This window comes from Adlercreutzia sp. (assembly GCF_056795635.1).
In genome coordinates this window covers 254,360-281,015 of sequence record NZ_JBQIIT010000002.1, presented here as the reverse complement: position 1 = coordinate 281,015, position 26,656 = coordinate 254,360, and the positions used below count along the sequence as shown (strand labels likewise).

The following is a 26,656-nucleotide window of genomic DNA, read 5'->3' as shown; positions in this document are numbered from 1 at the left end:
AGAGAAGGGACATGACCGATGAAACTATGGAATACCGCGACGCATCGCATGGGGCATCTCAAGAGAACGGTGGACGAGGGAACGCGGGCCCTGTGTGCGAGCTTGCACGGGAAGCTGGCGAGTACCCGGGGCCAGGGCACCACAGAGTACGCCATCCTCGTCGGTGTGCTGGTGGTTATCGCCATCCTCGCCATCACGCTGTTCCGCCCCAAGCTGCAGGAGCTGTGGGATGCCATCGCCAGCGGCATCAACGGCCTCTGATCGGGGAGGCGGGCCAGGGCACTGTGGAGTACGCCGTGGTGACCGCTGGTGTGGTCTGCGTGATCGTCGCCCTGGGGGCTCTCTGGCGCATCCTGTCCGCGGGGCTCGTCGTCGATCACGCGCTCATGGCCGCCTCCCATCATCTGGAAGGGGCCCTCGGATGGGCGTTCGATATCTTCAGCTATTAGGGCGCGCTCTGGCGTGGACGACGGCCTTCGTGCGATTCGGCTCCGCTGCGCCGGGTCACGGTCGGGAGGGTCGCCCTGGTCGCCGGGAGGATGGCCAGGCTACCGTGGAGGCCGCCTTCGCGTTGCCGGTGCTGTTTCTGCTCGTGCTTCTGCTCGTACAGCCGGGCATCGTGCTCTACGACCGCATGGTCATGGCCTCGGCGGCCGCCGAGGGGTGTCGGCTGCTCGCCACCGGGGCTGGAGACGAGGCGGCGGCCGTGGCCCTCGTCAAGCGGCATCTCGGCTCTGTCCCCGAGCAGGACAACTTCCATGTGCACCGCTCCGGCTGCACCTGGGAGGTGATCTGCGAGGGAGGGGGTGCGGCGGATCGGTCACGGGTGACGGTGCGCACTGAGGTGCGGCCGCTTCCCCTGCTGGATATGGGGGCGGCTCTGCTCGGGCTGGTCAACGAGCGCGGGAATCTGGTGGTGGAAGTGACGGCCGAGGCGCCCACGCGGGCGTCGTGGGCCCAGCGGTCACTGGGCGGTGCGAGCCCAGAGGAGAAGGCAGGTGCATGGTGCGATGAAGGTTGACCGATTGATGCGGGACGAGGAGGGCTTCACCACGGCCGGCATGGCCGTGGCCCTGCTCGTATCGCTGACCCTGCTGTTCTCGGCCGCCCAGGTGTACCGGGTGAACACGCGGGCAGCCGAGATCCAGGATGTGGCCGATGCCGCGGCCCTGGCTGCCGAGAACCAGGTGGCGGAGTTCATGGTGGCGGTGCGCGTCGTTGACGGGGCGGTGCTCTCCATGACGCTGCTGGGGACAGCCTCCTACGGCCTGGGTACTGTGGCTCTGTGCATGCCGCCCACAGCCGAGCTGGGAGCCCAACTCATTTCAGCGGGCCAGAAGGTGCTCAATGCCCGGGATGCCCTCGCCGAGAGGGCGGCGTCCGCCCTCGACGGCCTGCAGCGCGCCCTGCCCTTCATGGCCGCCGCCAGTGCGGCATCGGTGGGCCGCGCCAACGGAGAAGGTCGGGACAGCGCCTACTATGCCGTGGCGCTGCTCCTTCCCTCGGAGGGGGCGCCCATCGCCGTGGGGACGAACGGTGCCGAGGCGGCTCTGGAACAGGAGGTGCAGGAGGGGCAGGACGGCCTGGCCGAGGCGGCGGCCCGGGCCGAGGAGGCGGCGCGGGCTGCAGAGGAGGCTAAGGAGCGTGGTTTTCGGCGGGATTGCGGTGATGCGCCGGACTATTGCATGTACGAGCGGGCCCAGCACCTTGCCGGGTTGGAGGGGGCCGCGAACCCCCATTACACGTCGGTCGATGCCTGGTCGTTCTCCGTGGCCCTCGAACGGGCCCGGGCCTATTACGCCGCGCGTCTGCGCACCGAGGCGCCCGAGGGCCCCTCGGTGGATGAGAAGGCCCAGTCCGCGCTGCGGCGCATGTTCTACCGCTATGCGGTCACGGTCGTGCGCCAGGCCTGCGATGAGGCCGGAGAGGGCGACGAGGTTGTCTTCCCGCGCCTGCCCCGCAATACCGAGCAGATGCGCGAGACGACGCTGTACACCGACCCGGCCTATCCGGTGACCACCGATGGCGAGTTGCCCGTCATGCACGCCTGGGAGGGCTGTCCCGAAGCCGGTCTCGTGGACTACTACGGGTCGGTGCGGACTCTCGAAGAGGGCACCTTTGCCGAGTGTCCCGCCTGTCGCTTCACGGCATCGTCTCTGGGAGCGGTGGCTGCGGCCTCCACGGCCATCGAGAATGGCTTCGAGTACCACTACGATGCCGTGGCCCAGGCCGCTGAAGATTACGAGCGGGCCCGGCGCGAGGCCGAGCCGCTGACTGAGGCTGTGCGCGACAAGGCCCAAAGTATCTTCGATCAGGTTCTCGAGGCCGTGCGCGGGGCTGCGTCCATGCGCATCGAAGCGCGCCCTCCCGGGGCGGCGGGGTGCATCGCTTTGGTGGTGTCCCCGGGTGAGGGGAGCTCGGTCCCGTGGGGCGGCTCCTTCGTCGCGGGAAACGGTCTAGGGTCCCGGGCGGCCGTGGCGGCGGCAACGCTCATCGAGGACGGCGACGAGGGAGCCTCGGTGGTGGGGGATCTGCTCGACGGCCTTGGCGGCGACGGGTCCGCTGCGATCGGTGCGGGGCGCATCGTGCTCGACTGCTGGTCCTCTCTGCTTGGGGCCTATGGCGCCGGACAGGCAGCTCTTATAGAGGGTGTGGAGCGGGCCTTAGACGGGCTACCGCTGGTAGGGTCGTCGGGCCTCGGGCCGTGGGCGGCCGAGGTGCTGGGCGATGGTCTGGCGGCCGTGGGCCTCCAGCCGGCCGACACGGCGCCGCTCAAGCCGGTCCTGGTCGATTCTGGCGCGGTGGCTTCCGCCGATGACAGTCCGCTTTCCGTGCGCTATCTGGCCGTGCGCGAGGAGATGCTCGGAAGCGCCCCCTCGTCCGGCAACGTGTTCGGTTCTTTGGCGGATCGAATCGAGCGGGAGGCCTTCGACCGTCTCGACGGGCTTGAGATCGAGATAGCTTGCATCGAGCTGCCCATCGTCGGCCTCTCGCTGCCTCTGACCGTGGCTCTGCCGCCGGTCGTGACCGAGGGCGCTCAAGGCCTTGTCGAACGGGCTGTAGACGTGGTGCGCTCGGCAGCGGCCACCCTTGGCCTCGATGGATCATGGGAGTAGGGAGATGCCGTGGGCAGGATGCATTTGAGGGAGGAGAAGGGGCAGGCGACGGTGGAGCTGGCGGTCATGCTACCAGTGGCCATCATCGTCGCGGTGGTGGTCGTGAACGCGCTCACGTTCTTCGGAACCTGCGCCTCCTTCGATCGGGTGGCACGACAGACAGTATGCGCGTGGGCCGCCGCGCCCGCGGCCGGAGAGGATGCGGGCGACGTGGCGGCCCTGGTGGCCGACGAGTTGGAGGAGCGCTTCGCGGAACCTCATACGGCCGTTTCGGTGAGGGTTGAGACCGCCTCGGCGGGATTGATGCGCTTCACGGCCCGCATCGAGTACTTCCCGACGCTCTTCGGTCTCGGTTTGCGTAGCGAGGTGTTCGGCGTAGCGCTCCCGCCTCTGGTTCACGAGGTTGATTTGGTGGTCGATGCCTACAAGCCGGGCATCTTGTTCTAAGGAAGGTGATGGCATGACAACGCAAGTCAGGCGACTGCTGAGAGCCACGGGGTTTCTCGGTGCCGTGTTTCTGATCTTGGCGGTCGCCGCAGTCGTATCGGCGCCGGCGGCTTCCGACGGGACCTCCCTGCTCTCTGGCCGCGCCTTCGCCGACGAGGTGATCGCCCGTGTGGCCGCCGGCACGGCCGAGGGCGCGGCGGCCTCTCGCGATGATGCGGACTCGCTCGGGCCGATAGACGACGACCTGGGCCGTCAGGCCGCCGATGCGCCGCCGTGGTTCGAGCAGGAGGTGCTCTCCCTGGCCGAAGCCTACGATCTACGGGCTCTGGACGACTGGTCCGTAGTGGGCTTCACGATGGCGGGGGAGGTGGCGACGGTTCGGCAGTGGGCCGTCGCCTCGTTGGAAGAGCGCGGTTGGGCGCTCGTGGAGACGGGCGAGGGCGCGACTCTCGCCGGTATCAAGGAAGGAGGGACGTGTCCATGGCTCTTGCTCAGTTGCACGCCCGTAGGCGACGAGGTATGCATCGTCGTCCAGGTTCCAGCTCCGTAGGCGATGGGGCGCCTGCACCCTTCGGCGGCATATGGGTCGTGGCCGCCAGCCCGCTCATGCGCTTGCGTGGCTTAGCGGGGCGGGCGCCCGATCGGACGGTGATGGCGCTGCCCCGTTGTCGCGATGTGCATACGCTTACCATGCGCCACCCTCTCGACATTGCCTTCGTCGATCGCGCGGGCCGGGTAATCGAGGTGCACCGGCTCGTGCTGCCCGGCACCCGCCTGCGCAGCGATCGGGCCTTCGGGGCCATTGAACGCTTCGCCCGGCCCGGCCCCTGGTTCATGCGCGGCGACAGCGTTGAAATTCCCGGTTGCAAGAGAAGCGGCCCTCGATGGGCCGCAGAACGGAGGTGGCGATGAAGATCTGCCCCACCTGTAAGAGCAAGTTGTTCGACGACATGGATACCTGCTTCGGGTGCATGTACCGCTTCGGCACTGATCCCGAGCGGGAGCGGGAGGCCGAAGCCCTCTCGTGGCCGCCCTCCCTGGAGGATGTCAACGAGGGGGCGGTGTTCGAGGAGACAGTGCCCTGGCCGGCGGCCTCCGGGCCTGTGCTCTGCCCCGCCGCGCCGCCGGTTTCTCCGCCAGGAGATGCGGTTCGGGGCGAGCGCGTCATGGGGGTGCCCGGTCTCGTGCTCCGTGTGCTCGCCGGCGACGGCGCTCCCGGCGCCCCGCTGCTCACCATAACGATCGAGCCGGCCTGAGGGGCCGGCTCGCAGAGGCCGTTTGCAGGGGGGCGTTGCTGGGGAGCACTCTTGAGAGGGGGCCTAGCGTGTCATCTCGTCGAAGAGCTGCTCCGCCTCGCGGGTCAGGCGCTCCTGGATGGCGAGGTAGGCGTCCAGGAGGCGGTCGCCGTCCTCGGTCAAGGTGGATCCATGGGCGCCGTCGCGCACGAGGAGCTGGATGCCCAGCGTACCCTCGGTGTCCTTGATGACGCGCCATGCCTTGCTATAGGCCATGCGCATAGCCTTGGCGGCGGCGTTGAGCGAGCCGTGCTCTCTCACTCCGAGGCAGAGCTTCGCGATGCCCGGGCCGAACGCCGATTTCTCCTCCGCATCGGGGTTGGATACGGTGAGGCGCACGACGGGGGTGAGCGATTGCAGCTGGCCCATGACTATCTCCCGTTCTGGATGGCTATCGCCGGCAGAAAGCCTCGGCCGCTGCCTCGATAGCCTCCACGTCGTTGTCGATCACGTCGGTAAATCGTACCTCCATGGTGTCGAGGTTGGCAAGTCCTGCCGGGATATCGCACCGGCCCGTTTCCTCGGCGATGCGCTCGTTGAGCTGACAGCCCGTCAGCGATGCCACCTCGGCGGGCAGGGCCTCTCCTGGAGCCATGCCATGGAGGGCGCGATACACGTTGTCGCCGAACTTCGCCCAGTGGGCAGTCGAGGCGATGAGCACCGGGTTCTCGCCGCGCAAGTTCTGGGCGGCGGCGTAGGCCACGGCCGTGTGGGGATCCAGCAGGTAGCCGTGCTCGTCGAGTACCTCCTTGATGGTGGCGAGGCACTGGGCGTTGTCGATGGAATCGGCGCTGAAGTTCTCGCGGACGCGGGCGAAGGTGTCGCTGTCCACGCGGAAGCAGCGCTTCTCGTTCAGGTCGGCCATCCACCGGCCGATGGCCTCGCCGTCGCGGCCCGTGAGCTCGAACAGCTGGCGCTCGAGGTTGGAGGACACGAGAATGTCCATGGAGGGGGAGGCGGTGAGGATGAACGCGCGGTCGGAGATGTCGTAGGTGCCCGTGTTGATGAAGTCGGTCAGCACGCGATTGTCGTTGCTCGCGCAGAGCAGCATGCCGATGGGCGTGCCGATCTGCTTGGCGTACCATGCCGCGAGGATGTTGCCGAAGTTGCCCGTGGGCACGCAGACGTCGATCTCGTCGCCGGCCTCAATCTTGCCGGAGGCCACGAGCTCGGCGTAGCTGGAGATGTAGTACACCACCTGGGGCAGCAGGCGTCCCCAGTTGATGGAGTTGGCGCTGGACAGGGCGACGGCATCTTCGGCGAGCAGCTTCTCGGCGAAGGCCTCGTCGGAGAAGGTGCGCTTAACGCCGGTCTGGCAGTCGTCAAAATTGCCGCGCACGGCCCAGACGCGCACGTTGTCGCCGGTGGTGGTGACCATCTGCTTGCGCTGGATATCGCTCACGCCGCCATCGGGGAACAACACGCCGATGGAGGTACCGTCGACGCCCTTGAAGCCCTCGAGGGCCGCCTTGCCCGTGTCGCCGGAGGTGGCCACGAGGATCATGAAGTCGTGGTCGAGCTTGCCGGCTTCGCGTAGGGCGCTCGCGCTGGCGGAGAAGAAGTGGGGCAGGCACTGGAGCGCCATGTCCTTGAAGGCGCTCGTAGGGCCGTGCCACAGCTCGAGGATGTGGGTGTTCTCGTCGAGGGAGGTGATGGGGCAGACGGCCTCGTCGTCGAAGTTGTCGCCATAGGCGCGACCCATCAGCTCATCGATGACCTCATCGGGCAGATCGATGTTGAAGGCCTTGTATACGGCGGCAGCGCGCTCGGCGTAGGGCAACTCGGCCAGGGCCGCGATCTCGGCCACCGACAGCGAAGGCAGCTCTTGGGGCACGTACAGGCCTCCACCGGCCGCCAGGCCGTTCACGACGGCTTCGGTGAAGGGAACCGGCTCCCCGGCCGCTCCGCGCGTGTCCACGTACAGGTTCTGGCCGAACGAGGCGGCCCGGTCGATGCATTGTGCCATGACTCATCCTTCTCTGAAAGACGTTAACAGGGTCAAGAATACCATGGGGCGGACCGCCGTAGCGCAGCCGTGAGGTGAACGATGGGCAAATAGGGAGGAAAGAGGATGTCGCCCTCGGGACAGCGCAGTTTGCTGCGGCTCTCTTCCCAGGGCGTCTTTGTCATCGGCTGGTGCGGGCCGGCGAAGCTCTGCGTCCGGGCCTTCTCTTCGGGGGGGTGCCGGCAACGGGACTCGGCCGCTGCGCAGTGCGGAAGCGTCTCAGGATGGCCGCTTGCCCCGACAAGTCGCGCCGCTGGCCCAGAAGTATGCAAAAGCTAACTTTATAGGTTTACAAAGGCTAACTTTATTCTACAATATGTTGTTGCATGTAGCTAACATTGATAGGAGACGTTATGAGCCAAGCAATGGTCGCGGAAAGCGCTTGCTGTAAGACCGGGAGTGCCGGAGCAGCGTGCCAGCCGATGCCGCTCGCCTTTTTGCGCAGCGGCGATACGGCGAACGTCGTCCGCGTGCGCGGAAAGGGCGAGGTGCATCACCATCTCGAGAACCTGGGGTTCGTCGAGGGCGCGGCTGTGTCCGTCGTTTCCGAGCAGGCGGGGAACTTCATCGTGCAGATCAAGGGGGCAAGCGTCGCCCTCGATCGTAGCGTGGCATCGAAGATCATCGTCGCTTGAGGCAGCATGGCTGGTGAGGCGCTTGCGGTTGAGGGCTGTCCCGGGCCTTGGCTGCTGCATCTCCTGTCGCGACCGTTTCAGAGGAACACAGAAAGGAAGGACTATGGCAGAGGATAAGACCCTACGCGATGTGGCCGTGGGCCAATCGGCCACCGTGCGTCGCCTGGTGGGCGAGGGTGCCGTGAAGCGCCGCATCATGGATATGGGCATCACGAAGGGCACGGAGGTGCTCGTGCGCAAGGTGGCCCCCCTGGGCGATCCCATCGAGGTAACTGTGCGCGGTTTCGAGCTGTCGCTGCGCAAAGACGAGGCGGAAAACGTGCTCGTCGCCTAAGGGAGATCGCATTCCTCCCTCTCGCGCCTCGGGCGCATTTTTTCTCCCCAGTAGTTAACTAGAACTAACTTTATTGTCCCGCGGGTGCCCGGGAGAGCGCCGCGGAAAGGACGCGGGACGACGTCATTAGGAGAAGGAAAGGCTGACCATGGCAATCAACATCGCCCTTGCCGGGAACCCCAACTGCGGCAAGACGACCATGTTCAACGATCTGACCGGCGCGAACCAGTATGTGGGAAACTGGCCCGGTGTGACTGTTGAGAAGAAGGAGGGCCCCTGGCGGCACGACAAATCGGTGACCATTACCGACCTGCCGGGCGTGTACTCGCTCTCGCCCTACACCCCCGAGGAGATCGTCACCCGCGACTATCTCATGAGCGGCAAGCCCGATGTGGTGGTGAACCTGGTGGACGCCACCAACCTCGAGCGCAACCTCTACCTCACCACCCAGATCATCGACCTGGGCATTCCGGTGGTCATCGCCCTGAACATGATGGATCTCGTGGAGAAGAACGGCGATACCATCGACGTAGCCGGCCTCTCTGCCCGCCTGGGCTGCCCCATCGTGGAGACGTCCGCTCTCAAGGGCCGCGGCACCGCTGAGGTCATCGAGGCCGCCCGCGCGGCCGCCGCGGCCGGTGCTGCTCCTGCGACCACCCTGCGCTTTTCCAACGACGTGGAGGAGGGCCTGGCGCACATCGCCGCCATCGCCGGGGACCGTATCGCTGGCCGCCATGGCCGCTGGTACGCTATCAAGCTCTTCGAAGGCGAGCAGCTCACCGTGGACAAGCTGAATCTGCCGGCCGCCGAGATCGCCTCCATCGCCGCCATCCGCGACGCGGTGGAAGACGCCGAGGACGACGACGCCGAGTCCATCATCACCAACGAGCGCTACGATGGCATCACTGCCGTTTGCGACGCCTGCGTGAAGAAGTCGCCGAGGGCCATGACCACCACCCAGAAGATCGACCGTGTGGCCACCAATCGCGTCCTCGGCATTCCGATCTTCGTCGTCATCATGTTCCTCGTGTACTACATCTCGGTGTCCACCGTGGGCACGCTCGTGACCGATTGGGCCAACGACGGCCTGTTCGGCGACGGCTGGCTCTACACCGGCACCGAGCAGTACGACGCGGCCGTCGAGGAGTTCGAGGGCATCTTGGAAACCGCCGAGGGCAGCGCTGCCTTCGAGGCCGGCGAGCTGGAAGAGCCCGACCCGGCCGACTACGGCCTCTACCACGTGGGCGTGCCCGTGGTGGTGGGCGGCTGGCTTGAGTCCGTCGGCGCGGCACCGTGGGTGCAATCGCTCGTGCTCGACGGCATCATTGCCGGCGTGGGTGCCGTCATCGGCTTCGTTCCGCAGCTGATCGTGCTGTTCATCCTGCTCGGCTTCTTGGAGGGCTGCGGATATATGGCCCGTGTCGCCTTCATCATGGACCGCATCTTCCGGCGCTTCGGCCTGTCCGGCAAGTCCTTCATCCCCATGCTCATCGCCTCGGGCTGCGGTGTGCCCGCGGTCATGGCCACCAAGACCATCGAGAACGAGAAGGACCGCCGCATGACCATCATGACCACCACGATGATCCCCTGCGGCGCGAAGCTGCCCATCATCGCGCTCGTGTTCGGCGCGCTCGCCGGCGGCGACTACGAGGCCACCTGGTGGGTCGCCCCGGTGTTCTACTTCCTGGGCCTGGCTGCCATCATCCTGTCCTGCATCATCTTGAAGAAGTTCCGCGCCTTTGCCGGCGAGGTGGCCCCCTTCATCATGGAGCTGCCCCAGTACCATCTGCCCACGGTGAAGAACGTGCTTCTGTCCATGTGGGAGCGCGTGCGCAGCTACGTGGTGAAGGCCGGTACCATCATCTTCCTGTCCTCTATGGTCATCTGGTTCCTGCTGAACTTCGGTTTCTACGAGGGCGCCTTTGGCCTGCTCGATTCCGAGATGGACGATTACATCCAGTACAGCCTCATGGCCGGTCTGGGCAACCTGCTCGCCTGGATCTTCGCGCCGCTCGGCTTCGGCAACTGGGAGTCCGCCGTCACCTCCATCACGGGGCTGGTGGCCAAGGAGAACGTCGTGGCCACCGTGGGTGTCATTACGAGCCTTGGCGAAGTGGGCGAGGCCGATCCCAGCCTGTGGGCGTCGTTTGCCGCCATGCTCGGCGGCAGCAGCGCCGCTATCGTGGCCTTCTGCGCCTTCAACCTCTTGTGCGCCCCCTGCTTCGCCGCCATCGGCACCATCCGCCGCCAGATGATGTCCGCGAAGTGGACCTGGGCCGCCATCGGCTACATGACCGCCTTCGCCTGGTGCGTGGGCCTCATGCTCTATCAGTTTGTCGGCTTGGCCACCGGCGAAGTCGCCTTCAACCCCTTCACGGTCCTGGCCGTTGCCGTGGCCGCGGGCACGCTCTTCCTGCTGTTCCGCCCTGTCGCCAAGCCAGGCGCGGCCGCGCTGAAGACAGCGGCCGACAACGCCTAAACGTCCGTTTCCCGCCAGGTGCCCGCGCCATCCCACGCTGTGGAAGTGGTCGCGGCGCCTGCCGGGGCGGCATGATCGCAAAGGATTCGCCATGCAAGAACTCATTCTCAATGGACCCACCATCGCCGTTCTGATCGTCATCGCGGCCCTCGCGGTGCTCGCCATCCGCCGCATGACTCGTCGCGGTCTGTGCGATTGCGGCGACCGGTGCGAGGGAGGCTGCCACGGCTGCGACGGATGCGCGGCAGCGGAATCGATGGCGGCCGCCATAGGGGAGGCGGTGCGGAAGGGGTAAGTGACGCGGGGTCGCGCGGCCCGGGGCTGCGGCCGGCGCCACGGACTGCGGGACCGCACGCAGACGGGGAAGCACGGCTCCCCTCGCAGGTCAAGCAACCGCTGGCAAACCGTTGGCGAAAACAATGTGAACGAGGCTCGGAACTCTGTGTCCGAGCCTCGTTTTTTGCCGGGGGCCGTGATACCATGACATGACGTATCTGATAAGGAGAGCGCTGTGGTGAAGACATCCATGTCCCACGAGGACTACCTCGAGGCCATCGTCATGCTGGGAGGCACGACGGATGTCCCCGTGCGCTCGGTGGACGTGGCCAACAAGCTGGGTGTCTCCAAGGCCTCGGTGAACAAGGCCATCTCCGCCCTGAAGGAGCAGCAGCTCGTCATCCAGCCCCATTACGGCGATATCACCCTGACCGAGGAGGGCTACGCCTACGGTCGTTCGGTCCTCGGCCGCCATCGCATGCTCTTCGACTTCCTCACCCAGGCCGTGGGCATCCCGCCGGATGTGGCCGAGGACGAGGCCTGCCAGATGGAGCATGCCATCAGCGACGAATCCTTCAAGAAATGGGAGGCCTTCGTCAAGGGCCTCAACTTGTAAACGGCCCCAGCGCCCGACCGACCCATCCGCTTTCGACTGACTACCCGCCCCAGAAACGAACCCCGGCAGCGAAAGGAAGTTCCGCCCCCGTGCCACGCCAGGCCAACATCGTCTCCTTCGACGCAGCGCGCCGCGCCGCTGCGGGCACTCGTGTGCCCGGGTGCGGGTCTGCGCGCCCCGCCGGCCGCACCGCGGCGGCTGTTCTCGACGGAGCCGGGGAAGTGCGCGTGCGCTCGACTGGCCGGCGGCCCGCGGGCTCGCCGACCGGGGCCGAGTGCCCCGCCGGCCACGCTGTCGTTGGCACCGCTGCGGCCTTCCCGGGTGCCCGTCCGGCGTCTTCCGCGGCCCCGCTGCGCACCGCGGGGGCCGCCCGGCCCCACAACCCCACGCCGAGCTGGTACGACGGCGGCACCTCGGCGCGGCCCCGTCCCGATGACGGCTTCCTCTCTGGGGCCGCCGGCCGGGCCGAGGACGAGGCCGGCGAGGAATACGAGGCGCGGCTGCTGGCCGCCCTCGAGGAGCGGGAGCGCGGTCCTTTGGGCCGTCTGGCCGCCAAGCGCCGGGAGCGCACCAAGGAGCGGGCCGGCAAGGAGTACTTCCGCCAGTACGAGGCCGGTAAGGCCTCCGACGCCGCCCAGGGCGGTCCCCGAGCAGCGGTGTACAAGGGGGAGATGGGCTCGTCCCACAAGCGCTCCTCCCGCATGCAGCAGCAGGCGGCCTCGGGCTCGGCCCGGCGCAGCCGTGCCGCCATGGCCACGGCTGAGAAGCCGTCGCTGTTCGCGCGGCCGCCCCTCATGGGGCTGGCGGCCACGGCCCTCTGCGTGGCCTTCGCCGTGGCCTTCCTCTACGGGCCGGCCCAGCAGCTCTACGTGGACATGCGCGAGCGCGACCGCCTCTCCGCCGAGTACGAGGCCGTGGTGGAGCGCAACGAGGCCCTCGGCGCCCAGGTGGACGCCCTCCAGACCGATGCGGGCATCGAGGATGCCGCCCGCACCCAGCTCGGTTGGGTGCGCGAGGGCGAGCACGCCGTGTCCGTGGGCGGCCTGGAGACGAGGGAGAAGCCGGAGTTCCGCGGCAACATCCTCTCCGAGGACATCGAGCTGCCGGACACCTGGTACTCGAGCATCCTCGATCCCATCTTCGGCGTGAAGTAGCGCGTTCGGGCAAAGCTGCCCGAACAGAAGGGAGAACTTTCATGACCTGCGAAAACGGCCGTTACGGAGCCCTTGATATCGGAACGGTCACCTGCCGGTTGCTCGTGGCGGATGTGGAGGGGGGCTCCCTGACCGAGGTGGCCAAGGAGTACGCCATCACCGATCTGGGCGTGGGCGTGGATGCTGCGGGGCGCCTCTCGGAGGAGGCCATGGGCCGCGTGCTCACCTGCGTCGACCGCTATGGTGAGGTGCTCGCCCGCTGCGACACCCCCGACCATCCTCTGCGCCGTCTCATTGCCGTGGCCACCTCAGCGGCCCGCGATGCCGCCAATGCCGACGAGTTCGCCGCCCGCCTCGCCGAGCGCGGCGTGACCCTCACGGTCATTCCCGGTGAGAAGGAGGCGGCTCTCACCTTCGCCGGCGCCTCGGCCGACTTCCCCGACGAGAACCTGCTCGTGGTGGATATCGGCGGCGGCTCCACCGAGCTCATCGCCGGCCGCGCGGGCGCGGCGCCCGTGGCCTCCCATTCCTTCAACGTGGGCTGCCGCCGGCTGACCGAGCGCTTCCTGCGCGACGACCCCCCTGCGCCCGACGCGCTGGCCGCGGCCCGGGCATGGGCGCGCGAGACCATGGCGCCCTACTTCGAGGCTCTGGCCGAGGATGGCTTCGCCATCGATCGGGTGGTGGCCGTGGCCGGTACCGCCACGAGTGTGGTGGCCATTCGGGAGGCGTTGGCGGTCTACGACTCGTCCCGGGTGCACGGGGCTCAGGTCACGGCCCCGGAGCTGCGGGCCATGGGCGAGCGCCTGGCGGCCGTGCCCCTCGAGGAGCGCCGGGCCACCGTGGGCCTCGACCCCAAGCGGGCCGGCGTCATCGTGGCGGGGCTCGTCATTCTGGAAGAGGTGCTGGCCCTGGCCGGCGCCGACGGCTACACGGCGAGCGAGTCGGACATTCTACGGGGCATGATCTGGGAAGCGGCCAAGGGCTGCGCCTAAGAAGAGGGCCGTGCGCGCGAAAACACAGAAGAGAAGTTGGTAGGAGCGGTGGGACTCGAACCCACAAGCCTTGCGGCGGCGGATTTTAAGTCCGCTGCGTATGCCCATTCCGCCACGCTCCCACAGGCGATAGATCGCGTCGGCCATCATACCACGAAACGGCCCCGGGCTCGGTTTCCGGGCTCCTTAATCTCCCGTTAATCAAAACCTTAGGCAAAAGTTACTCGCCCGCGCGGGCGGGCGGAGGTACCATGGCATGGTGAGAACACCGTATCGCTTGGTGCGGAGAGGGGGTCGCCATGAGGATGCGCACGGTCAGCCTGCGGGTGATCTCCGTTCTGGTGCTCACGGTCGTCTTCGTCATCGCCACGGTCGTCTTCACCCTCTTCGACATTCGCACCCAGACCGAGCACATGGAGGCCTCCCTCGTGGAAGAGGCCCGCACCTTCGCCCGCGAGATGGACGCCGTCTGGCAGTTCATGGACAATTCCCAGTACACCATCAACAATACGAGCGACGGCACCTACGAGTTCAAGGGGCTCCACTGCGCTGTGGTGGGCAAGAGCGTGGGGGCCATCTTCTCGGCGGGGAACAACTACGCCATCCGCTACACGAACTTCGAGCCCCGCCGCGCCCAGGACAAGCCCGATGCTTTCGAGGCCGAGGCCCTCACCCTGTTCAACGCCGAGAAGGACGTCACCGAGTTCTACCGCATCATGGACGGCGGGACCGATGGGGACGGGCGCGTGCGCACGGCGGCCGACGACGGAGCGGCCCAGTTCCGCTACGTCCAGGCCCTGCGGGTGAACGAGAGCTGCCTGGAATGCCACGGCGAGCCGGCCGGGGAGATCGACATCACCGGTTTCGCGAAGGAGGGCTGGACCCTCGATTCCATCGGCGGCGCCATCAGCGTGGTCATTCCGCTGGACCAGCAGTACCGGGCCCTGCGCCAGAACGTCGTGCGCGATGTGGGGTTTTTCCTGCTGCTGGCCACGTTCATCGGCCTGGTGGTCTTCGGGCTCATGACCGTCTTCGTGCTGCGGCCCCTCGAGGCCATGAAGCGGGCCTTCGGGGAGGTGGGCGAGGGACGGCTCGGCCATTCCATGGACGATGCGGGCACAGCCCGGGAGGTGTCCAGCCTCATCGAGCGGTTCAACGCCATGGCCGGCGAGCTGCGGGTGACCTACGAGGGGCTGGAAGAGCAGGTGGAAGCTCGTACCCAGGATCTGCGCCGAGCCAACGAGGAGCTGGCCGCCCAAAGGGACAGCTTGGAGGCCTTAAGCGAGAAGCTGGCGAAGGAATCCCAGTTCAAGAGCGATATGCTCTCCATGGTGAACCACGAGCTGCGCACGCCGCTCACTTCCATCATCACCCTGTCCCAAATTGCCCTGGAATCGGGCGGCACCGATGCCGAGGAACGCTCCAGCTGGGAGGAGGTGCGCAAGTCCAGCTCGGTGCTGCTGGGCATGATCAACAACATGCTCGACATCGCCCGGTCGGACGCGGGGGCCATGGCCGTGTCCATGGAGCTGATGGACCTGGGCGATATCGTGGCCTCGGTTCAGGGCACCGTGGGGCCCCTGGCCCTAGGGGCACGGGTGGGCCTGACCACCGCCGTGGCCCCGGACGTGCCCCTCGTGAACGGCGACTACGAGAAGATGCTGCGCATTCTGGAGAACCTCGGCACCAACGCCGTGAAGTTCACGCCGCCCGGCGGCTCGGTATCCATCGGGGCGACCCGGGATGCGGCCACGGGCGATGTGCTCGTGACCGTGGCCGACGACGGCATCGGCATCGCCGAGGAGGATCGCGAGCGCATCTTCGACCGCTTCTTCCAGGTGGACAGCTCGCCCACCCGCATCTACAGCGGCAGCGGGCTGGGTCTGGCGCTCGTGCGGGAGTACGCCGCGGCCCAGGGGTATACGGTGACGGTGAAAAGCGTGCTGGGGGAGGGAAGCGCGTTCACCGTGCGCATTCCCGCCTCTGCCGTGGTAGAGTTGGACGAGGACGAGTAAGCGGGTCGGGCGGAGGGAAGGACCGGCGCGGCAGCGAGGGAAGGAAGCCGACGATGTACAAGGTCATGCTCATCGACGACGAGGAGAGCCTGCAGGTGGCCATCGAGAAGCTGCTCGTGAAGAACGGCTACGAGTATTGCGGGGCCACCGACGGCGAAACGGGTCTGGATATGCTCGCCACGGAGAAGCCGGACCTGCTGCTTTTAGATGTGATGCTGCCGGGCATGAACGGCTTCGACCTCTGCGCGAAGATCCGGGCCGCGGGGCGGCGCATTCCCATCATCTTCCTGTCGGCGAAGACCGACATCGTGGACAAGTCCATCGGCTTTCGGGCCGGAGGCGACGACTACGTGACCAAGCCCTTCGACGCCACGGAGCTCATCCTGCGCATCGAGGCCCACATCCGCCGCCACAAGGACACCATCGAGTTCGCCCGCTGCACCAACCGCGACGGCACGGTGACCATCGGCGACTTGGAAGTGCGCTTCGACGAGTATCAGGTGCTCGTGGGAGGGCGCCCCGCGAACCTCACCACTAAGGAGTTCGAGATCGTGGCGTTTCTGGCGACGCACCCGGGCAAGGTGTTTACCCGCAGCCAGATTCAGGAGTACATCTGGGGCGAGGGGGAGGCCGACGTGCACTCCAATTCCATCACGGTGTTCGTGCGGAAGATCCGCGAGAAGATAGAAGAGAACCCCAGCGAGCCCAAGTACCTGCTGACGGTGCAGCGCGTCGGCTACAAAATGGCCGATACCCTGGGGTAACAAGTTTTGCGACTAAAACACCTGAAATCGGTACAAGTTTTGCGTCCAAAATAGCTAAAGTTGGTGCAAGTTTTGCGACCAAATGGGGTAAATGCATGCAAGTTTTGCTGTTATCCGAGGTCAAGCTATCCTAGGAGACTTGCCGTGCTGAAGCGAAAAGCCTACGATGCCATTGCGCGCTGGAAAGCCGAAAAAACAACCTAGGGTCTCCTTGTGATGGGCGCCCGGCGGGTAGGGAAGACAACCACCATCCGAGAGTTCGCGCGTGTCCATTACGAGCAGGTGGCCGAGATAAACTTCTTCCAGAACGCCACCGCCGTCGAGACCATCGACGCCGCTGTCGATGCCGAAGATCTCCTGCTGCGCATCTCCGCCTTGAGCCGCGTGGAAATGAAGGAGGGCGACACCCTCATTTTCCTCGACGAGGTGCAAGAATGTTCGGATGTGCTCACGTTGGTAAAGTTCCTGCTCGAGGGAACTTCCTACGATGTGATCCTCTCAGGATCGTTGCTGGGCCTCGATGCCTTCCCCGCGCGGTCGCTGCCCGTTGGCTATCTGCAGATCATGGATATGTATCCGCTCGACTTCGAGGAGTTCTGCTGGGCGCGCGGCGTTCCCGCTGCGGTGCTCGAGCGAGCGCGTCAGGCGGTGTGCGATGGAGAGGAGGTCCCCGACTTCATTCACGAGATGCTCATCGACGAGTTCTACCGCTACCTCTTGGTTGGGGGAATGCCCGATACCGTGCGGGCGTTCGTCGACTCCAACGATCTGGTCAAGACGCGCAACAGCCAAAGGGCAATCGTCGATCTTTACGAGTGCGATATAGCGAAATATGTGGTCGACAAAACCGAGGCGCGGCAGATCGAGATGGTGTACGAGTCGGTTCCCGCGCAACTGAACAAGCCGAACAAGCGCTTCAAGTACACGCGCCTTGGCAAGAACCTGCGTTTCGCGAATTTGGAAACGGCGTTCGATTGGCTGGAAAGCGCCGGCATCGTGCTGCAGACGGAGCGCGTGACCGAGCCGGTCTTTCCCCTGAGGCTTTCGGCTGATAGAAATGCGTTCAAGCTGTACATGAACGACGTGGGGCTGCTGACCTCGCAGCTTATGGGGGAGGTGGACATAGAGATACTGAACCGCAAGTCGAGCATCAATTTCGGCTCGGTTTTCGAAAACGTCGCTGCTCAGGAGTTGCGCTGCCACGGGTTCGATCTGTTCTACTACAACACGAGCAAGGTCGGGGAGATCGATTTCGTTCTGCAGGATCGCCAGGGCGGCATCACGCTTTGCGAGATAAAGTCGGGCAAGGATTATCGCCGCCACAGCGCTCTGAATAACTTGCTCGGCACGAAGAACTATCAATTCAAGCGAGCGCTCGTGTTCTGTGAGTCCAATGTCGCGGAAGAGGGGCCGATAACGTACTTGCCTATGTACGCCATGGGGTTTATCGGAGAGGCGCGGTAGGGTGCCAAATCCTAAAATGAAACGTCGACAAATCCTAAACCGCCCCGTTCAAAGCCTATGGCAGTGCTCTCTTAATTTCCAGTTAATATCAACTTAACCCAAAGCTTAGGTGCGGCGTATCGCCATTAACAGGGGGCTTCGGCACAATGGGATCATCGAAAGGATCAGAGGAGGACCTTTCAACCGAGGCTGGACGAGAGCGCCGATCCCTCCCCGCCGCTCTCGTCCGCCCTAAACCCGAGGGAGAGAGAGGAGTATGACATGACCGAATCGAAGACGGATAGGGGTTTCTCGCGCAGGAGCTTCATCAAGGGAGCCGCCGCGCTCACCGCCGCCGGCGCCCTGGCCGGTTGCGCGCCAGCAAAAGAGAACTTGTCGGAGACTGGCGGTGAGGCGACGAAGGAAATTCCAGAAACGCAGGTATACGCAGGTTGTTGCCGTTCCCAATGTCTCAATGCCTGCCACCTCAATGTGCATGTGCGCGATGGGCAGATCGTACGCACTACGGCACGAGATCTGCCGAATCCTGCCTGGAACAGAATTTGTCCCAAAGGCCTATCGCATCCTGAGCGTGTTTACAGCTCTGAGCGCGTCAAATATCCGATGCGTCGCGTTGGCGCACGAGGCACGATGGAATTCGAGCGCATTTCATGGGATGAAGCGATCGAGGAAATAACGACTAAGTGGAAGTCGTACTCTGATGAGTATGGATCGCAGTCCATCGCGATGTTCACGGGTAGCGGAAACGGCGGTTTATGCGGCGGTTCGCCTCAGCCGGGGTCGGGGATGCTCTATTTCCAGAATTTGGTTGGGTTTTCGACTATGAGACAGGATCGCGACAATAGTATCATTGACCGTATGACCAAGATGCTTGGCGGTGGAGTGTGGGGCGGCGGAATAAACCCCGAGAAGTTCGGCGATGCGAAGACGCTTATCATCTGGGGTTCTAATCCGGTTATCTCAGAGAAGCAGCTTACACATTTCATTTTGGAGGCCAGGGAAAGCGGCACGCAGGTAATTAGCGTCGACATTACTTACAACACCATGGTATCCAAGTCGGACAAGTTCATCCCTGTTTTTCCAAGCTCCGATGGGGCGCTGGCCCTTGGTGCGCTGTACGAAATATTCGAGCAGGGATGGCAGGACGAAGAATTCATTCGCGATCATACAGAGGCTCCATTTCTCGTCAAAGACGATCATACCTTTCTGCGCATGAGTGAACTGGGTGTTGAGCCCACTGTTGTCAAGAACGCAAAAGGCGAGGAGGTTCCGAACGATCCTTTTGCCGTATGGGATGAAGAGGCCGGTGCGGCTGTCTCGTTTGAAAAGGCCGTTCGTCCGACGCTCGAGGACGTGCCCCCCATCAACGGCATATCCGTCGTGACTGTCTATGAGCTCATAAGAGCTGAAGTGGGAAAATGGACCGTTGAACGTGCTTCGGAGGCGTGCGGTGTCCCTGCTGATGAGATTAGAGAACTCGCTCGAATCTATGCCCAAGAAGGGCCGGTGATGGGGTACTTGCAATTCGGGATCAATCAATACAACAACGGCACTTACAGCTATGGATGCATTTATGCGCTGCATCTCATTACGGGTAATCTGGGGAAACCTGGTGCGGGTGCCGGAATGTGCAGCGTAGCTGCTATGGGAAATTCGGAAGGAATCTACGCGACGCCCGATAAGGACGGTAACCTTCCCCAGGGCCCAGGGCCGGTGTTGAATTGGAATACCATCTATTCCATTCAGCAGACGGGTAAGCGTCTCGGAGAGCCCTTTCCGCTCAAGAGCTTTTATGTGACATGCTCGAATCCCATTGTCTGTCAAACGGAGCATCTGACGAATGTGAAGATGTTCGAGGAGATCGAATTTGTCGTTGTGCAGGAAATGACGTTTACCGAAACAGCTCGGTATGCCGATATCATTCTGCCGGCTTGCCATTGGTTCGAATGTGTGGATATTCACGTTCGAGCGCTTTGGATGCCCTATCTCAAGTGGAACGAAAAGGCCATCGAGCCGCTTTACGAGAGCAAGCCTGATTTTGAAATCTACAAACTGCTTGCCGCGGGAATGGGCTATGGCGACCAGTTCAATTGGGACGAAGAGGAGCATATTCGAAAATACCTCGATATAGACTCCATGAGGGCGCAGGGTATCACATTGGAAGCTCTGAAAGAGCAAAAGGCAATGTGGCAAGGGCCTCAAGTGGATTACGCCTTTGAAGGCGGCATCTTCGGGACTCCCACCAAAAGGGCGCGCTTCTACCAGGAAAATCCCGCTCCCGACATGAACTGGGGACAGGAGTTCGATCCGGAGAAGGAACGGCTCTTTCTTTACTGGGAGCCTGCCTTGGAAGCCCATCCGTCGCTGCCTTTGCGGGAAAAATACCCCTTTAGCGTTTGTTCTGATCATATGAGAACGCGAACCCATACTCAGTGGTGGGACGTCCACTCTCTCAAAGAATTCGAGCGTCAGCCTATCGTGCGCATCAATCCTTTGGATGCGGAGGAATATGGGATTGCCGAAGGAGACAAGGTCAAACTCTACAACGATCGAGGACATGCGGTCCTGGTTGCCACGATAAATGCGGGACAGCAACGAGGGGCACTCTCGTGCCCGCGTAGCTATCAGGCGTGGGAATTTATCGATGGCAATACAGCCGACATATCTTTCAGCGAATACAATCAAGCTTGCGCAGATCAGTCTTACAACGATGTTGCTGTCGCAATTGAGAAGATGTAAGGGGGAATGTCGCGATGACTCATTATGGAATGGCAATTGATCTGGTGCGCTGCATTGGGTGTCAAGCCTGTGCCGAGGCATGCAAGATATCCAATAATCTGCCAAAAGAACTTGTGTATAACGTCGTCTACACCAAATCGAATGATATTTGGGATGATTTTGGCACGGCGGTGGCGCGAGGAGCGGTGGCAAACGATAACGCCGGTGGTGAATTCCCCAACTGCATACTGTCCTTTTTACCTGTGCAATGCCAGCATTGCGCCGAACCTTCTTGTCTTTCGGTGTGCCCGACGGGAGCTACGCAGAAACGCGAGGATGGCATCGTTTGGGTTGATTCCGAGCTTTGCATTGGCTGCGAGAGCTGCACTAAGGCTTGTCCCTACGACGGAGTGCGCACACTTATCAGCGACAATCCCGAGCATTATCTTGAAATGGCGGTAGGCGAGTTTGACGCGCCTCCCCATAATCCGGGCACGGTAGAGAAGTGCACCTTCTGCTATAACCTTATCGATCGCAATGACGTACCCGCCTGCATGCAGCTGTGTCCGGGGCGCGCCCGCTACTGGGGCGATTTGGATGATCCCGATTCAGATGTGTCGAAGGCCATTGAGGGACGCGAGACGGCTTTCTTGAGAGATGATGCGGGCACGCAGCCGAGTGTGTACTACTTAAAGTAGGGATCGGGGTCGAGACGGTTCAAGATCCTCCAGGTAAATGAGGCAAACGGGCACCCGATAACGGTGCCCGTTTTGGGAAGGGATGTGAAGCAATGGAAAACCAAGACAGTTTGAGGTTTATTGTCGGTCGGGCAGATGCGTGTGAACTTCTTGCAACCACTTTTTCCTTTCCAACTCGCGTCTTGGCGGGTGCCGTTGTTGATGGGGCGTATGGCGGTGATGTGGCATCCTGCCTCGGTGATATGGGGATTGGCTCAAAGGCAAGAGAGATCGAGGGATTGTTGAGAAAAATATGCAAGGACAACGTCGAAGATCTGTTTCATCGTCTTCGGCGGGATCATACGGTGCTCTACCTCCTTCCCGGTGGAGAGGCGGCGGTGTGGCCTTACGAGGCAGCATTTCGCCATGGGAGCCTCGGTCATGATGGTTTGCCCGTGCTGTTTCGCTCGCCGTGTCAGCTCGATGTGGAGCGGCATATGCGCGAGGCGGGGGTGATGCCCGCGGATGCTCGCCGCGAGCCCTCTGATAGCGTGTGGAATGAGCTCTCGTTCCTGTCGTATTTGTATGGCAGCCTGGCGGCAGCGTTGCATGAGGACCGCGATGATGACGCGGCTTTGTGGCGTGCCCGGATTGCGGCATTTTGGAATGAGCACGCATCACGGTGGCTGCCTGATTTCATGAAGCAGACCCAGGAGGCGGTCGCACGGCTGTCCCGCGGTGCCGAGTACGGAGTCTTCGCCGCTCTAGGCCAGGTAGCGCTCGCGGCCATCGCTGAGGACGTGGCTCCTGTGATGCCCGCTTCTTAAGAGAAGAGGTGTGTCCCAAGGCAGGGTGTCTCGCGGGCGTTTGTCGCTAGTGGAAGTTGGGCGCTGTTTTCACGTGAATGCCCATAGCAAGGGGGCGAGATCGAGGTGGATTTCCCCATGGTTCTCGTCGGGACAGCGAGCGGGGCGCGGCTCCCCGGCGGCGCGGCGACGGTGCGCGGCGGGCACCGGGTGCGGTTCCCCCACGTCATTTCTACGGTTTCGGGATGCTAGGCTGTGCCGGCATTGGCGGCCCGGTTCTGCGGAGGTGCGGGAATGGCATATAGGACAAGCTTTGCCGGCATGGCGTTTCAGCTGGAACGACTGCATCCTTGGAATGTGGTACAATTAGGCCATATTCCTAAGGAGGCATTGATGGCTACCTGCGTTCCCGTGAGAGACCTGAAGAGTACGGCCGAGTTCGCTGCTCTCGTTGAGCGCGAGCACGATGTGGCGGTGACGAAAAACGGCTACGAGATCATGCACTGTCTCAGCGAGCATGAGTACCGCATCGTCCAAGACGAGGTGGCGCGCGCTCGATTGCTCTCCCGCATGCTGCTTGCGGAGCAGGAAATGGAGGCCGACGCCTACGGCGACTACGACGAGTTCGCGGCCTCGCTCAGGAATGAATATGGCCTGTAAGAAGGTCATTCTCGATGAGGCGCAGCGGGAGTACCGCACCATCGCCTCCTATTTGGCCGAAGTTCTCAAGAGCCCGCAGGCGGCAGCCAACTTCATGGATACGTTCGACAGGCAGTTGTCCCTGATTGCGGAGACCCCCGAGATATTCGCCCTGTCCCGCGTGCCCGAGTTGGCCGCGCGGGGATACCGCACGGCTCTGGCGAACAACTACATCATGCTGTACAAAGTGCATGAAGGTATGGTTGTCGTGGCCCACGTATTCCACCAAACCCAAGACTACGCTCGCCTCGTGTAACGCCATCAATCTTACATTCTTGTCGGTGGCCCGATCGGGGTCCCGCGAGGCCGAGGACTGAAGGTTGCTCCGGGAGCTACTCCGCTGCGGGTGGGATGAGACTCTGCCCCGGCCGAGTTGCGACTTTGCGGCGAACAGGGCACGGCTCCACAGCGGCGCGGCGACGGTGCGCGGCGGGTGTCAGGTACGGTTTTCCCACGTCATCTCCACGGTTTCGGGATGCTAGGCTTCTCTTGACGTAATAGAGAATCGAGAGAAGGGCGGCGCAGGATGCTTCAGAGGATGGTTGATTTCTCCAATGGTTGGATGTTCAATCTGGTCATGACCGATGAGTCGATTTGCCGCGATGTCATCAAGGCGGTGCTGGACATCGATGTCGTGCGCATCGACTATCTGAACGCCGAGCAGGTCGTCGATCCATCGCCTGAGAACCGCGGCATTCGCATGGACGTGTACGCCAAGGAGAGCGGTTTTCCCGAGCGCGTGTACGATCTCGAGATGCAGGCGCAGCCGGAACTGCGACTGGGAAAGCGGTTTCGCTACTACCAGTCGGCCCTCGATGTGCGCGAGCTTCCCTCGGGCGGCGACTACGACCAGCTGCCCGAGAGCTTCATCGTCTTTCTGTGCAGCCAAGATCCCTTCGGCTACGACGTCCCGCTCTATCGTTTCGAGCGCACGTGCGATCTGGTTCCCGAATTGCCCCTGGGCGATGGGTCCCATTGGCTCGCTCTTAATGCGAGGGCCTGGGAGGCTGCAGAGGGCGAGGCCTTGGCCGATCTGCTAAGATATATGCAAACGGGCAGGGTCTCGGGGCCGCTTTCGCGCAAGATCGATGCGGCGGTCGTGAAGGCCAACGAGAATCGGAAGTGGGTGGAGCAGGTGTGGTCGGTCAGCACCATCGTGGAGAACGCCGAGCGCCGAGAACGCATTCGGGGCCGCATGCTTCAGGAAGAGGCTCGGGGAGAAGGTCGCGAAGAAGGTCGCGAGGAAGGTGAGGCCCGCTTCGCCTCCCTGGCTTCGCAGCTGATCGAAGCGGGGCGCCTCGATGATTTGAGCCGCGCTTCGGCCGACCCCGCCTATCGCCAAAGCCTCTATCAAGAGCTGGGCCTGTAGCGCCCGGGGAGCGGACGCCTCCCAGGCTCTCGCGTTCTTAGTCGTGCCATCAATCTTACATTCTTGTCGGTGGGCTGATCGGGACCGCGCGGGGGCGGGGGCCGTGGTATTATGATTCGATGCTGAAACGATCGACCTACGGCAAGAAAGCGCTATGAAGAATATCTCAGACATCCTCGCCGGCGTCGATGAGACGCCCACCAGTTTCGAAGCCTATCTCAGGAGCTATGCCGATCCGGTCGGGGAGCTCATCAACAGCTACATTCCCCATGGCACCCACGGGGACATGGACCGCTACCTCTACGGGCCGCTGTACCAGTACAGCGAGAACGCTGGCAAGCGCCATCGTCCGCTCATCTGCTACGCGGCCTGCCTGGCCGTCGGCGGCAACCCCGATCGCGCCACCACGTCGGCGGCGGCCATCGAGCACTTCCATTCCGCGGCTCTCATCCACGACGACATCGCCGACGAGGCGGAGCTGCGCCGCGGCGAGCCCTGCCTGCACCTCACCGAGGGGTTGGGGTTGGCCATCAACATGGGCGACCTGGCGCTGTCCATGGTCAACGGCCCCGTGGTGAACGACCCGCTGCTCGACGACGCCACGAAGGTGCGCGTCATTAGCGAGCTCATCTCCATGACCTGCCGCACGGTGGAGGGGCAGGCCCTCGATCTGGGCTGGGCCCGCGACGGCCGCTACGACATCACACCCGAGGACTACCTTACCATGGCCATCCACAAGACCGCCCACTATTCCGGGGCCGTGCCCCTGGCCGTGGGTGCCATCGTGGGCGGTGCCAGCGAGGAGGCGGTAGATGCCCTGCGCAGCTACGGCCTCGATACCGGCCTGGCCTTCCAGATCCAGGACGACCTGCTGAACCTCGTGGGCACCGACGAGGCCAAGAAGAAGGACTTCCGCAGCGATATCACCGAGGGCAAGCGCACCCTCGTCGTCGTGCACGCCCTCCAGAACGCGGCGCCGGAGGCCCGCGAGCGGCTCGTCGAGATCCTCTCCTCCAAGGAGCGCGATCCGGAGGTGCTCGCCGAGGCCGTGGCCATCATGGAAGGGGCCGGGTCCGTGGAGTATGCCCGCACCTACGCCGAGGAGCTCAGCCAGAACGCGAAGGCGCGGCTGGTGGCGGCCATCGAGCCGTCGCCCTACCGCGATCTGCTCGTGTCCATGGCCGACTGGTTCGTGAACAGGTTGAAGTAACATGGAGCCTATCAAGCGCAACGACACCGGCGCCGCCGTCGAGGACGTGCAGCAGCGCCTCGCCCGCATCGGGCACCTTGCCGAAGACGCCGTCTCGGGCACCTTCGACGATGCCACGGCCCAGGCCCTGGCCGCGTTCTGTGCCACGGCCTCGCTGCCGGCGGCCGACGAGGTGACCGAGAAGGTGTGGTCGGCTCTGGTGGACGCCTCGTTCAACCTGGGTGACCGCACCCTGTACCTGCGCATGCCCTACTTCCACGGCCATGATGTCTACGAGCTGCAGCACGCCCTGGGCGCGCTCGGGTTCTTCTACGGGGGCGACGACGCCATCTTCGGCGCCCATACCGAGGATGCCCTGCGCCGTTTCCAGCTGAACATGGGGCTGCCCTCCGACGGCATCGCTGGGGCCTATACCTACGGGGCTCTGCGCAACCTCGCCCACTCGTGGGTGGGGAAGGAGGCCACTCACAGCCCGGCGCGCCACCTCGGCTTCGCCCGGGCGGCCGACGTGCTGGAGCGCAACGCCGTGTGCCTGTTCGGTACCGACGATTTCTCGCGGTCGGTGGCCTCGCGCATGTCGAACCTGGCCGTGGCCACGAACCCGGCCTCGAAGATCATCAGCGCCGACAGCCTGTCGGTGCCCCCCGACGCCTCCATGATGCTCGTTCACGTGCTGCTCTCGGCCGATGACGCGGAAGCGGGCGTGCCGCTCGTGTCCTACGAGGACGAGGACAGCCTGGCGCTGCGTCTGACCTCAGCCGCTGATGTGGCTCGCGATGCTCCATGGCCCCGCGTGTCGGTGCTGCTGCCGGGAAAGGTGTGGCTGGAAGCGGGTCCCGAGCGCTCTGCCCAGCACTATGCCATCACCTTGCTGGACGCCCTCTGCTCGGCGCTCCAGGAGTAGGTCGGGGTGTGGTCTGCCCCTTCTTGCCCGTTGACGTTTGAACTAGACCCCGAAAGTGGGACGGTTAAATAAAGTTCCTAAGCGGCCCCGATCGAATGACCTCGGTACTGCACCGGGGTCATTCCCTTCAAGCGCGTTTGGTAGCGCCGGGTGTTCCAATAGACGATGTAGGCGTCGATCTGCTCCTTGAACGATTCGAACGACTCGAAGGGCCGGCCCTCGGAGGGATCCGGACAGGCCGTCGAGCATCTCCATGGTCTGCGCGAAGTTCGGGCTCCTCGCCACCGACCAGGCGACGATCTCGTTGCTGTAGAGGTCCATCACCGGCGACAGGTACGCCTTGGCCCCCGCCACCTTGAACTCGGTGACATCGGTGACGAGCTTGGTCATCGGGGCCTCTGCCGCGAAGTTGCGATCCAGGGCGTTCTTGGCAGCTTTGCCCTGCTCGCCACGATAGGAGTCGTATCTTCTGCGCCTTATCCGGCAGCGGAGCCCCTCTTCGCGCATCAGCTTGAGCGCGGTCTTGCCGCTGACGGCGAGCCCGTGCTCAAGCTGAGCGCCATGGAGACCTGCCGGTATCCCATGCCGTTCGGGGTGCGGGAGAACGCCTCGCGCACCAAGGGGCGCACGTCCGCCCATCTGTCTTGCTTGGGGTTCCTGCCGCCCGCGTAGCGATAG

29 protein-coding genes and 1 tRNA gene are annotated in these 26,656 nt (G+C 63.8%); 26 read left to right on the top strand and 4 right to left on the bottom strand.

Features of this window, described 5'->3' with window-relative positions; all coding sequences use genetic code 11:
- Nucleotides 1-18 precede the first annotated feature (18 nt).
- The 8 genes from ACTOXK_RS02265 to ACTOXK_RS02230 are packed head-to-tail and all read left to right on the top strand — an operon-like array spanning nt 19 to nt 4,819.
- The gene (locus tag ACTOXK_RS02265; protein WP_482279379.1) at nt 19-261 is read left to right on the top strand and encodes a hypothetical protein; all 243 of its coding nucleotides are present in this window, start codon (nt 19-21) and stop codon (nt 259-261) included.
- 23 nt (nt 262-284) lie between these two features.
- On the top strand, nt 285-449 hold the full coding sequence (locus ACTOXK_RS02260) for a hypothetical protein (RefSeq protein WP_482277942.1): 165 nt from the start codon (nt 285-287) through the stop codon (nt 447-449).
- Entirely contained in the window at nt 422-1,021 is a 600-nt protein-coding gene (locus ACTOXK_RS02255) for a TadE/TadG family type IV pilus assembly protein (RefSeq protein ID WP_482277941.1), read from the top strand. The genes ACTOXK_RS02260 and ACTOXK_RS02255 overlap by 28 nt, the downstream gene beginning before the upstream one ends.
- Nucleotides 1,022-1,028: 7 nt before the next feature.
- A complete protein-coding gene (locus tag ACTOXK_RS02250) occupies nt 1,029-3,116 on the top strand; it encodes a molybdenum cofactor biosynthesis enzyme (RefSeq protein ID WP_482279381.1) in 2,088 nt (695 codons plus the stop codon).
- An 18-nt stretch (nt 3,117-3,134) separates the two neighbouring features.
- Entirely contained in the window at nt 3,135-3,563 is a 429-nt protein-coding gene (locus ACTOXK_RS02245; protein ID WP_482277952.1) for a hypothetical protein, read from the top strand.
- A 13-nt stretch (nt 3,564-3,576) separates the two neighbouring features.
- On the top strand, nt 3,577-4,113 hold the full coding sequence (locus tag ACTOXK_RS02240; protein WP_482277939.1) for a hypothetical protein: 537 nt from the start codon (nt 3,577-3,579) through the stop codon (nt 4,111-4,113).
- On the top strand, nt 4,044-4,475 hold the full coding sequence (locus ACTOXK_RS02235) for a DUF192 domain-containing protein (RefSeq protein ID WP_482277938.1): 432 nt from the start codon (nt 4,044-4,046) through the stop codon (nt 4,473-4,475). Before ACTOXK_RS02240 ends, ACTOXK_RS02235 begins: the two co-directional genes overlap by 70 nt.
- The gene (locus ACTOXK_RS02230; protein WP_482277937.1) at nt 4,448-4,819 is read left to right on the top strand and encodes a hypothetical protein; all 372 of its coding nucleotides are present in this window, start codon (nt 4,448-4,450) and stop codon (nt 4,817-4,819) included. Before ACTOXK_RS02235 ends, ACTOXK_RS02230 begins: the two co-directional genes overlap by 28 nt.
- Nucleotides 4,820-4,882: 63 nt before the next feature.
- On the opposite strand, the gene ACTOXK_RS02225 is transcribed toward ACTOXK_RS02230, so the two are convergent.
- Both ACTOXK_RS02225 and thrC read right to left on the bottom strand, forming a co-directional pair.
- A complete protein-coding gene (locus tag ACTOXK_RS02225; RefSeq protein ID WP_482277936.1) occupies nt 4,883-5,227 on the bottom strand; it encodes a winged helix-turn-helix domain-containing protein in 345 nt (114 codons plus the stop codon).
- A gap of 22 nt (nt 5,228-5,249) precedes the next feature.
- Entirely contained in the window at nt 5,250-6,824 is a 1,575-nt protein-coding gene (thrC, locus tag ACTOXK_RS02220) for a threonine synthase (RefSeq protein WP_482277935.1), read from the bottom strand.
- A gap of 392 nt (nt 6,825-7,216) precedes the next feature.
- Here thrC and ACTOXK_RS02215 point away from each other — a divergent pair, with 392 nt between their 5' ends.
- From ACTOXK_RS02215 to ACTOXK_RS02185, 7 genes are all read left to right on the top strand, one after another.
- Nucleotides 7,217-7,498, top strand: a complete 282-nt coding sequence (locus ACTOXK_RS02215) for a FeoA family protein (RefSeq protein ID WP_242370030.1) — start codon at nt 7,217-7,219, stop codon at nt 7,496-7,498.
- Between the two features lie 103 nt (nt 7,499-7,601).
- Entirely contained in the window at nt 7,602-7,832 is a 231-nt protein-coding gene (locus ACTOXK_RS02210; protein ID WP_482277934.1) for a FeoA family protein, read from the top strand.
- A gap of 148 nt (nt 7,833-7,980) precedes the next feature.
- Nucleotides 7,981-10,311 carry a ferrous iron transporter B gene (feoB, locus tag ACTOXK_RS02205; RefSeq protein ID WP_482277933.1) on the top strand — a complete coding sequence of 777 codons (2,331 nt, stop codon included), beginning with the start codon at nt 7,981-7,983 and terminating at the stop codon, nt 10,309-10,311.
- A gap of 91 nt (nt 10,312-10,402) precedes the next feature.
- Nucleotides 10,403-10,606: a hypothetical protein gene (locus tag ACTOXK_RS02200; RefSeq protein ID WP_482277932.1), complete on the top strand. Its 204-nt coding sequence runs from the start codon at nt 10,403-10,405 to the stop codon at nt 10,604-10,606.
- Between the two features lie 216 nt (nt 10,607-10,822).
- Nucleotides 10,823-11,203 carry a metal-dependent transcriptional regulator gene (locus ACTOXK_RS02195; protein ID WP_482277931.1) on the top strand — a complete coding sequence of 127 codons (381 nt, stop codon included), beginning with the start codon at nt 10,823-10,825 and terminating at the stop codon, nt 11,201-11,203.
- A gap of 89 nt (nt 11,204-11,292) precedes the next feature.
- A complete protein-coding gene (locus ACTOXK_RS02190) occupies nt 11,293-12,357 on the top strand; it encodes an FtsB family cell division protein (RefSeq protein WP_482277930.1) in 1,065 nt (354 codons plus the stop codon).
- Nucleotides 12,358-12,398: 41 nt separating this feature from the next.
- The gene (locus ACTOXK_RS02185; protein WP_482277929.1) at nt 12,399-13,352 is read left to right on the top strand and encodes a Ppx/GppA phosphatase family protein; all 954 of its coding nucleotides are present in this window, start codon (nt 12,399-12,401) and stop codon (nt 13,350-13,352) included.
- Nucleotides 13,353-13,389: 37 nt separating this feature from the next.
- Here the strand turns inward: ACTOXK_RS02185 and ACTOXK_RS02180 are convergent.
- Nucleotides 13,390-13,474, bottom strand: a tRNA-Leu gene (locus tag ACTOXK_RS02180).
- A gap of 177 nt (nt 13,475-13,651) precedes the next feature.
- Here ACTOXK_RS02180 and ACTOXK_RS02175 point away from each other — a divergent pair.
- The 11 genes from ACTOXK_RS02175 (at nt 13,652) to ACTOXK_RS02125 (ending at nt 25,978) form a co-directional block, all read left to right on the top strand.
- On the top strand, nt 13,652-15,367 hold the full coding sequence (locus ACTOXK_RS02175) for a sensor histidine kinase (protein WP_482277928.1): 1,716 nt from the start codon (nt 13,652-13,654) through the stop codon (nt 15,365-15,367).
- A 53-nt stretch (nt 15,368-15,420) separates the two neighbouring features.
- The gene (locus tag ACTOXK_RS02170) at nt 15,421-16,131 is read left to right on the top strand and encodes a response regulator transcription factor (RefSeq protein WP_482277927.1); all 711 of its coding nucleotides are present in this window, start codon (nt 15,421-15,423) and stop codon (nt 16,129-16,131) included.
- Between the two features lie 216 nt (nt 16,132-16,347).
- Nucleotides 16,348-17,595 (top strand): ATP-binding protein, encoded by a 1,248-nt coding sequence (locus ACTOXK_RS02165; RefSeq protein WP_482277926.1) that lies wholly within the window; start codon nt 16,348-16,350, stop codon nt 17,593-17,595.
- A gap of 261 nt (nt 17,596-17,856) precedes the next feature.
- The gene (locus tag ACTOXK_RS02160; RefSeq protein ID WP_482277925.1) at nt 17,857-20,334 is read left to right on the top strand and encodes a molybdopterin-containing oxidoreductase family protein; all 2,478 of its coding nucleotides are present in this window, start codon (nt 17,857-17,859) and stop codon (nt 20,332-20,334) included.
- Nucleotides 20,335-20,348: 14 nt separating this feature from the next.
- Nucleotides 20,349-21,011, top strand: a complete 663-nt coding sequence (locus ACTOXK_RS02155; RefSeq protein WP_482277924.1) for a 4Fe-4S dicluster domain-containing protein — start codon at nt 20,349-20,351, stop codon at nt 21,009-21,011.
- Nucleotides 21,012-21,103: 92 nt separating this feature from the next.
- Entirely contained in the window at nt 21,104-21,817 is a 714-nt protein-coding gene (locus ACTOXK_RS02150; RefSeq protein ID WP_482277923.1) for a TorD/DmsD family molecular chaperone, read from the top strand.
- A 372-nt stretch (nt 21,818-22,189) separates the two neighbouring features.
- A complete protein-coding gene (locus ACTOXK_RS02145; RefSeq protein WP_482277922.1) occupies nt 22,190-22,456 on the top strand; it encodes a hypothetical protein in 267 nt (88 codons plus the stop codon).
- On the top strand, nt 22,446-22,751 hold the full coding sequence (locus ACTOXK_RS02140; protein WP_482277921.1) for a type II toxin-antitoxin system RelE/ParE family toxin: 306 nt from the start codon (nt 22,446-22,448) through the stop codon (nt 22,749-22,751). The genes ACTOXK_RS02145 and ACTOXK_RS02140 overlap by 11 nt, the downstream gene beginning before the upstream one ends.
- Before the next feature lie 270 nt (nt 22,752-23,021).
- Nucleotides 23,022-23,864, top strand: a complete 843-nt coding sequence (locus ACTOXK_RS02135) for an Rpn family recombination-promoting nuclease/putative transposase (RefSeq protein WP_482279271.1) — start codon at nt 23,022-23,024, stop codon at nt 23,862-23,864.
- A 154-nt stretch (nt 23,865-24,018) separates the two neighbouring features.
- Nucleotides 24,019-25,074 (top strand): polyprenyl synthetase family protein, encoded by a 1,056-nt coding sequence (locus tag ACTOXK_RS02130; protein WP_482277919.1) that lies wholly within the window; start codon nt 24,019-24,021, stop codon nt 25,072-25,074.
- Between the two features lies 1 nt (nt 25,075).
- The gene (locus ACTOXK_RS02125; protein WP_482277918.1) at nt 25,076-25,978 is read left to right on the top strand and encodes a peptidoglycan-binding domain-containing protein; all 903 of its coding nucleotides are present in this window, start codon (nt 25,076-25,078) and stop codon (nt 25,976-25,978) included.
- A 42-nt stretch (nt 25,979-26,020) separates the two neighbouring features.
- On the opposite strand, the gene ACTOXK_RS02120 is transcribed toward ACTOXK_RS02125, so the two are convergent.
- Nucleotides 26,021-26,617, bottom strand: a complete 597-nt coding sequence (locus ACTOXK_RS02120) for a DDE-type integrase/transposase/recombinase (RefSeq protein ID WP_482277917.1) — start codon at nt 26,615-26,617, stop codon at nt 26,021-26,023.
- Nucleotides 26,618-26,656 lie beyond the last annotated feature (39 nt).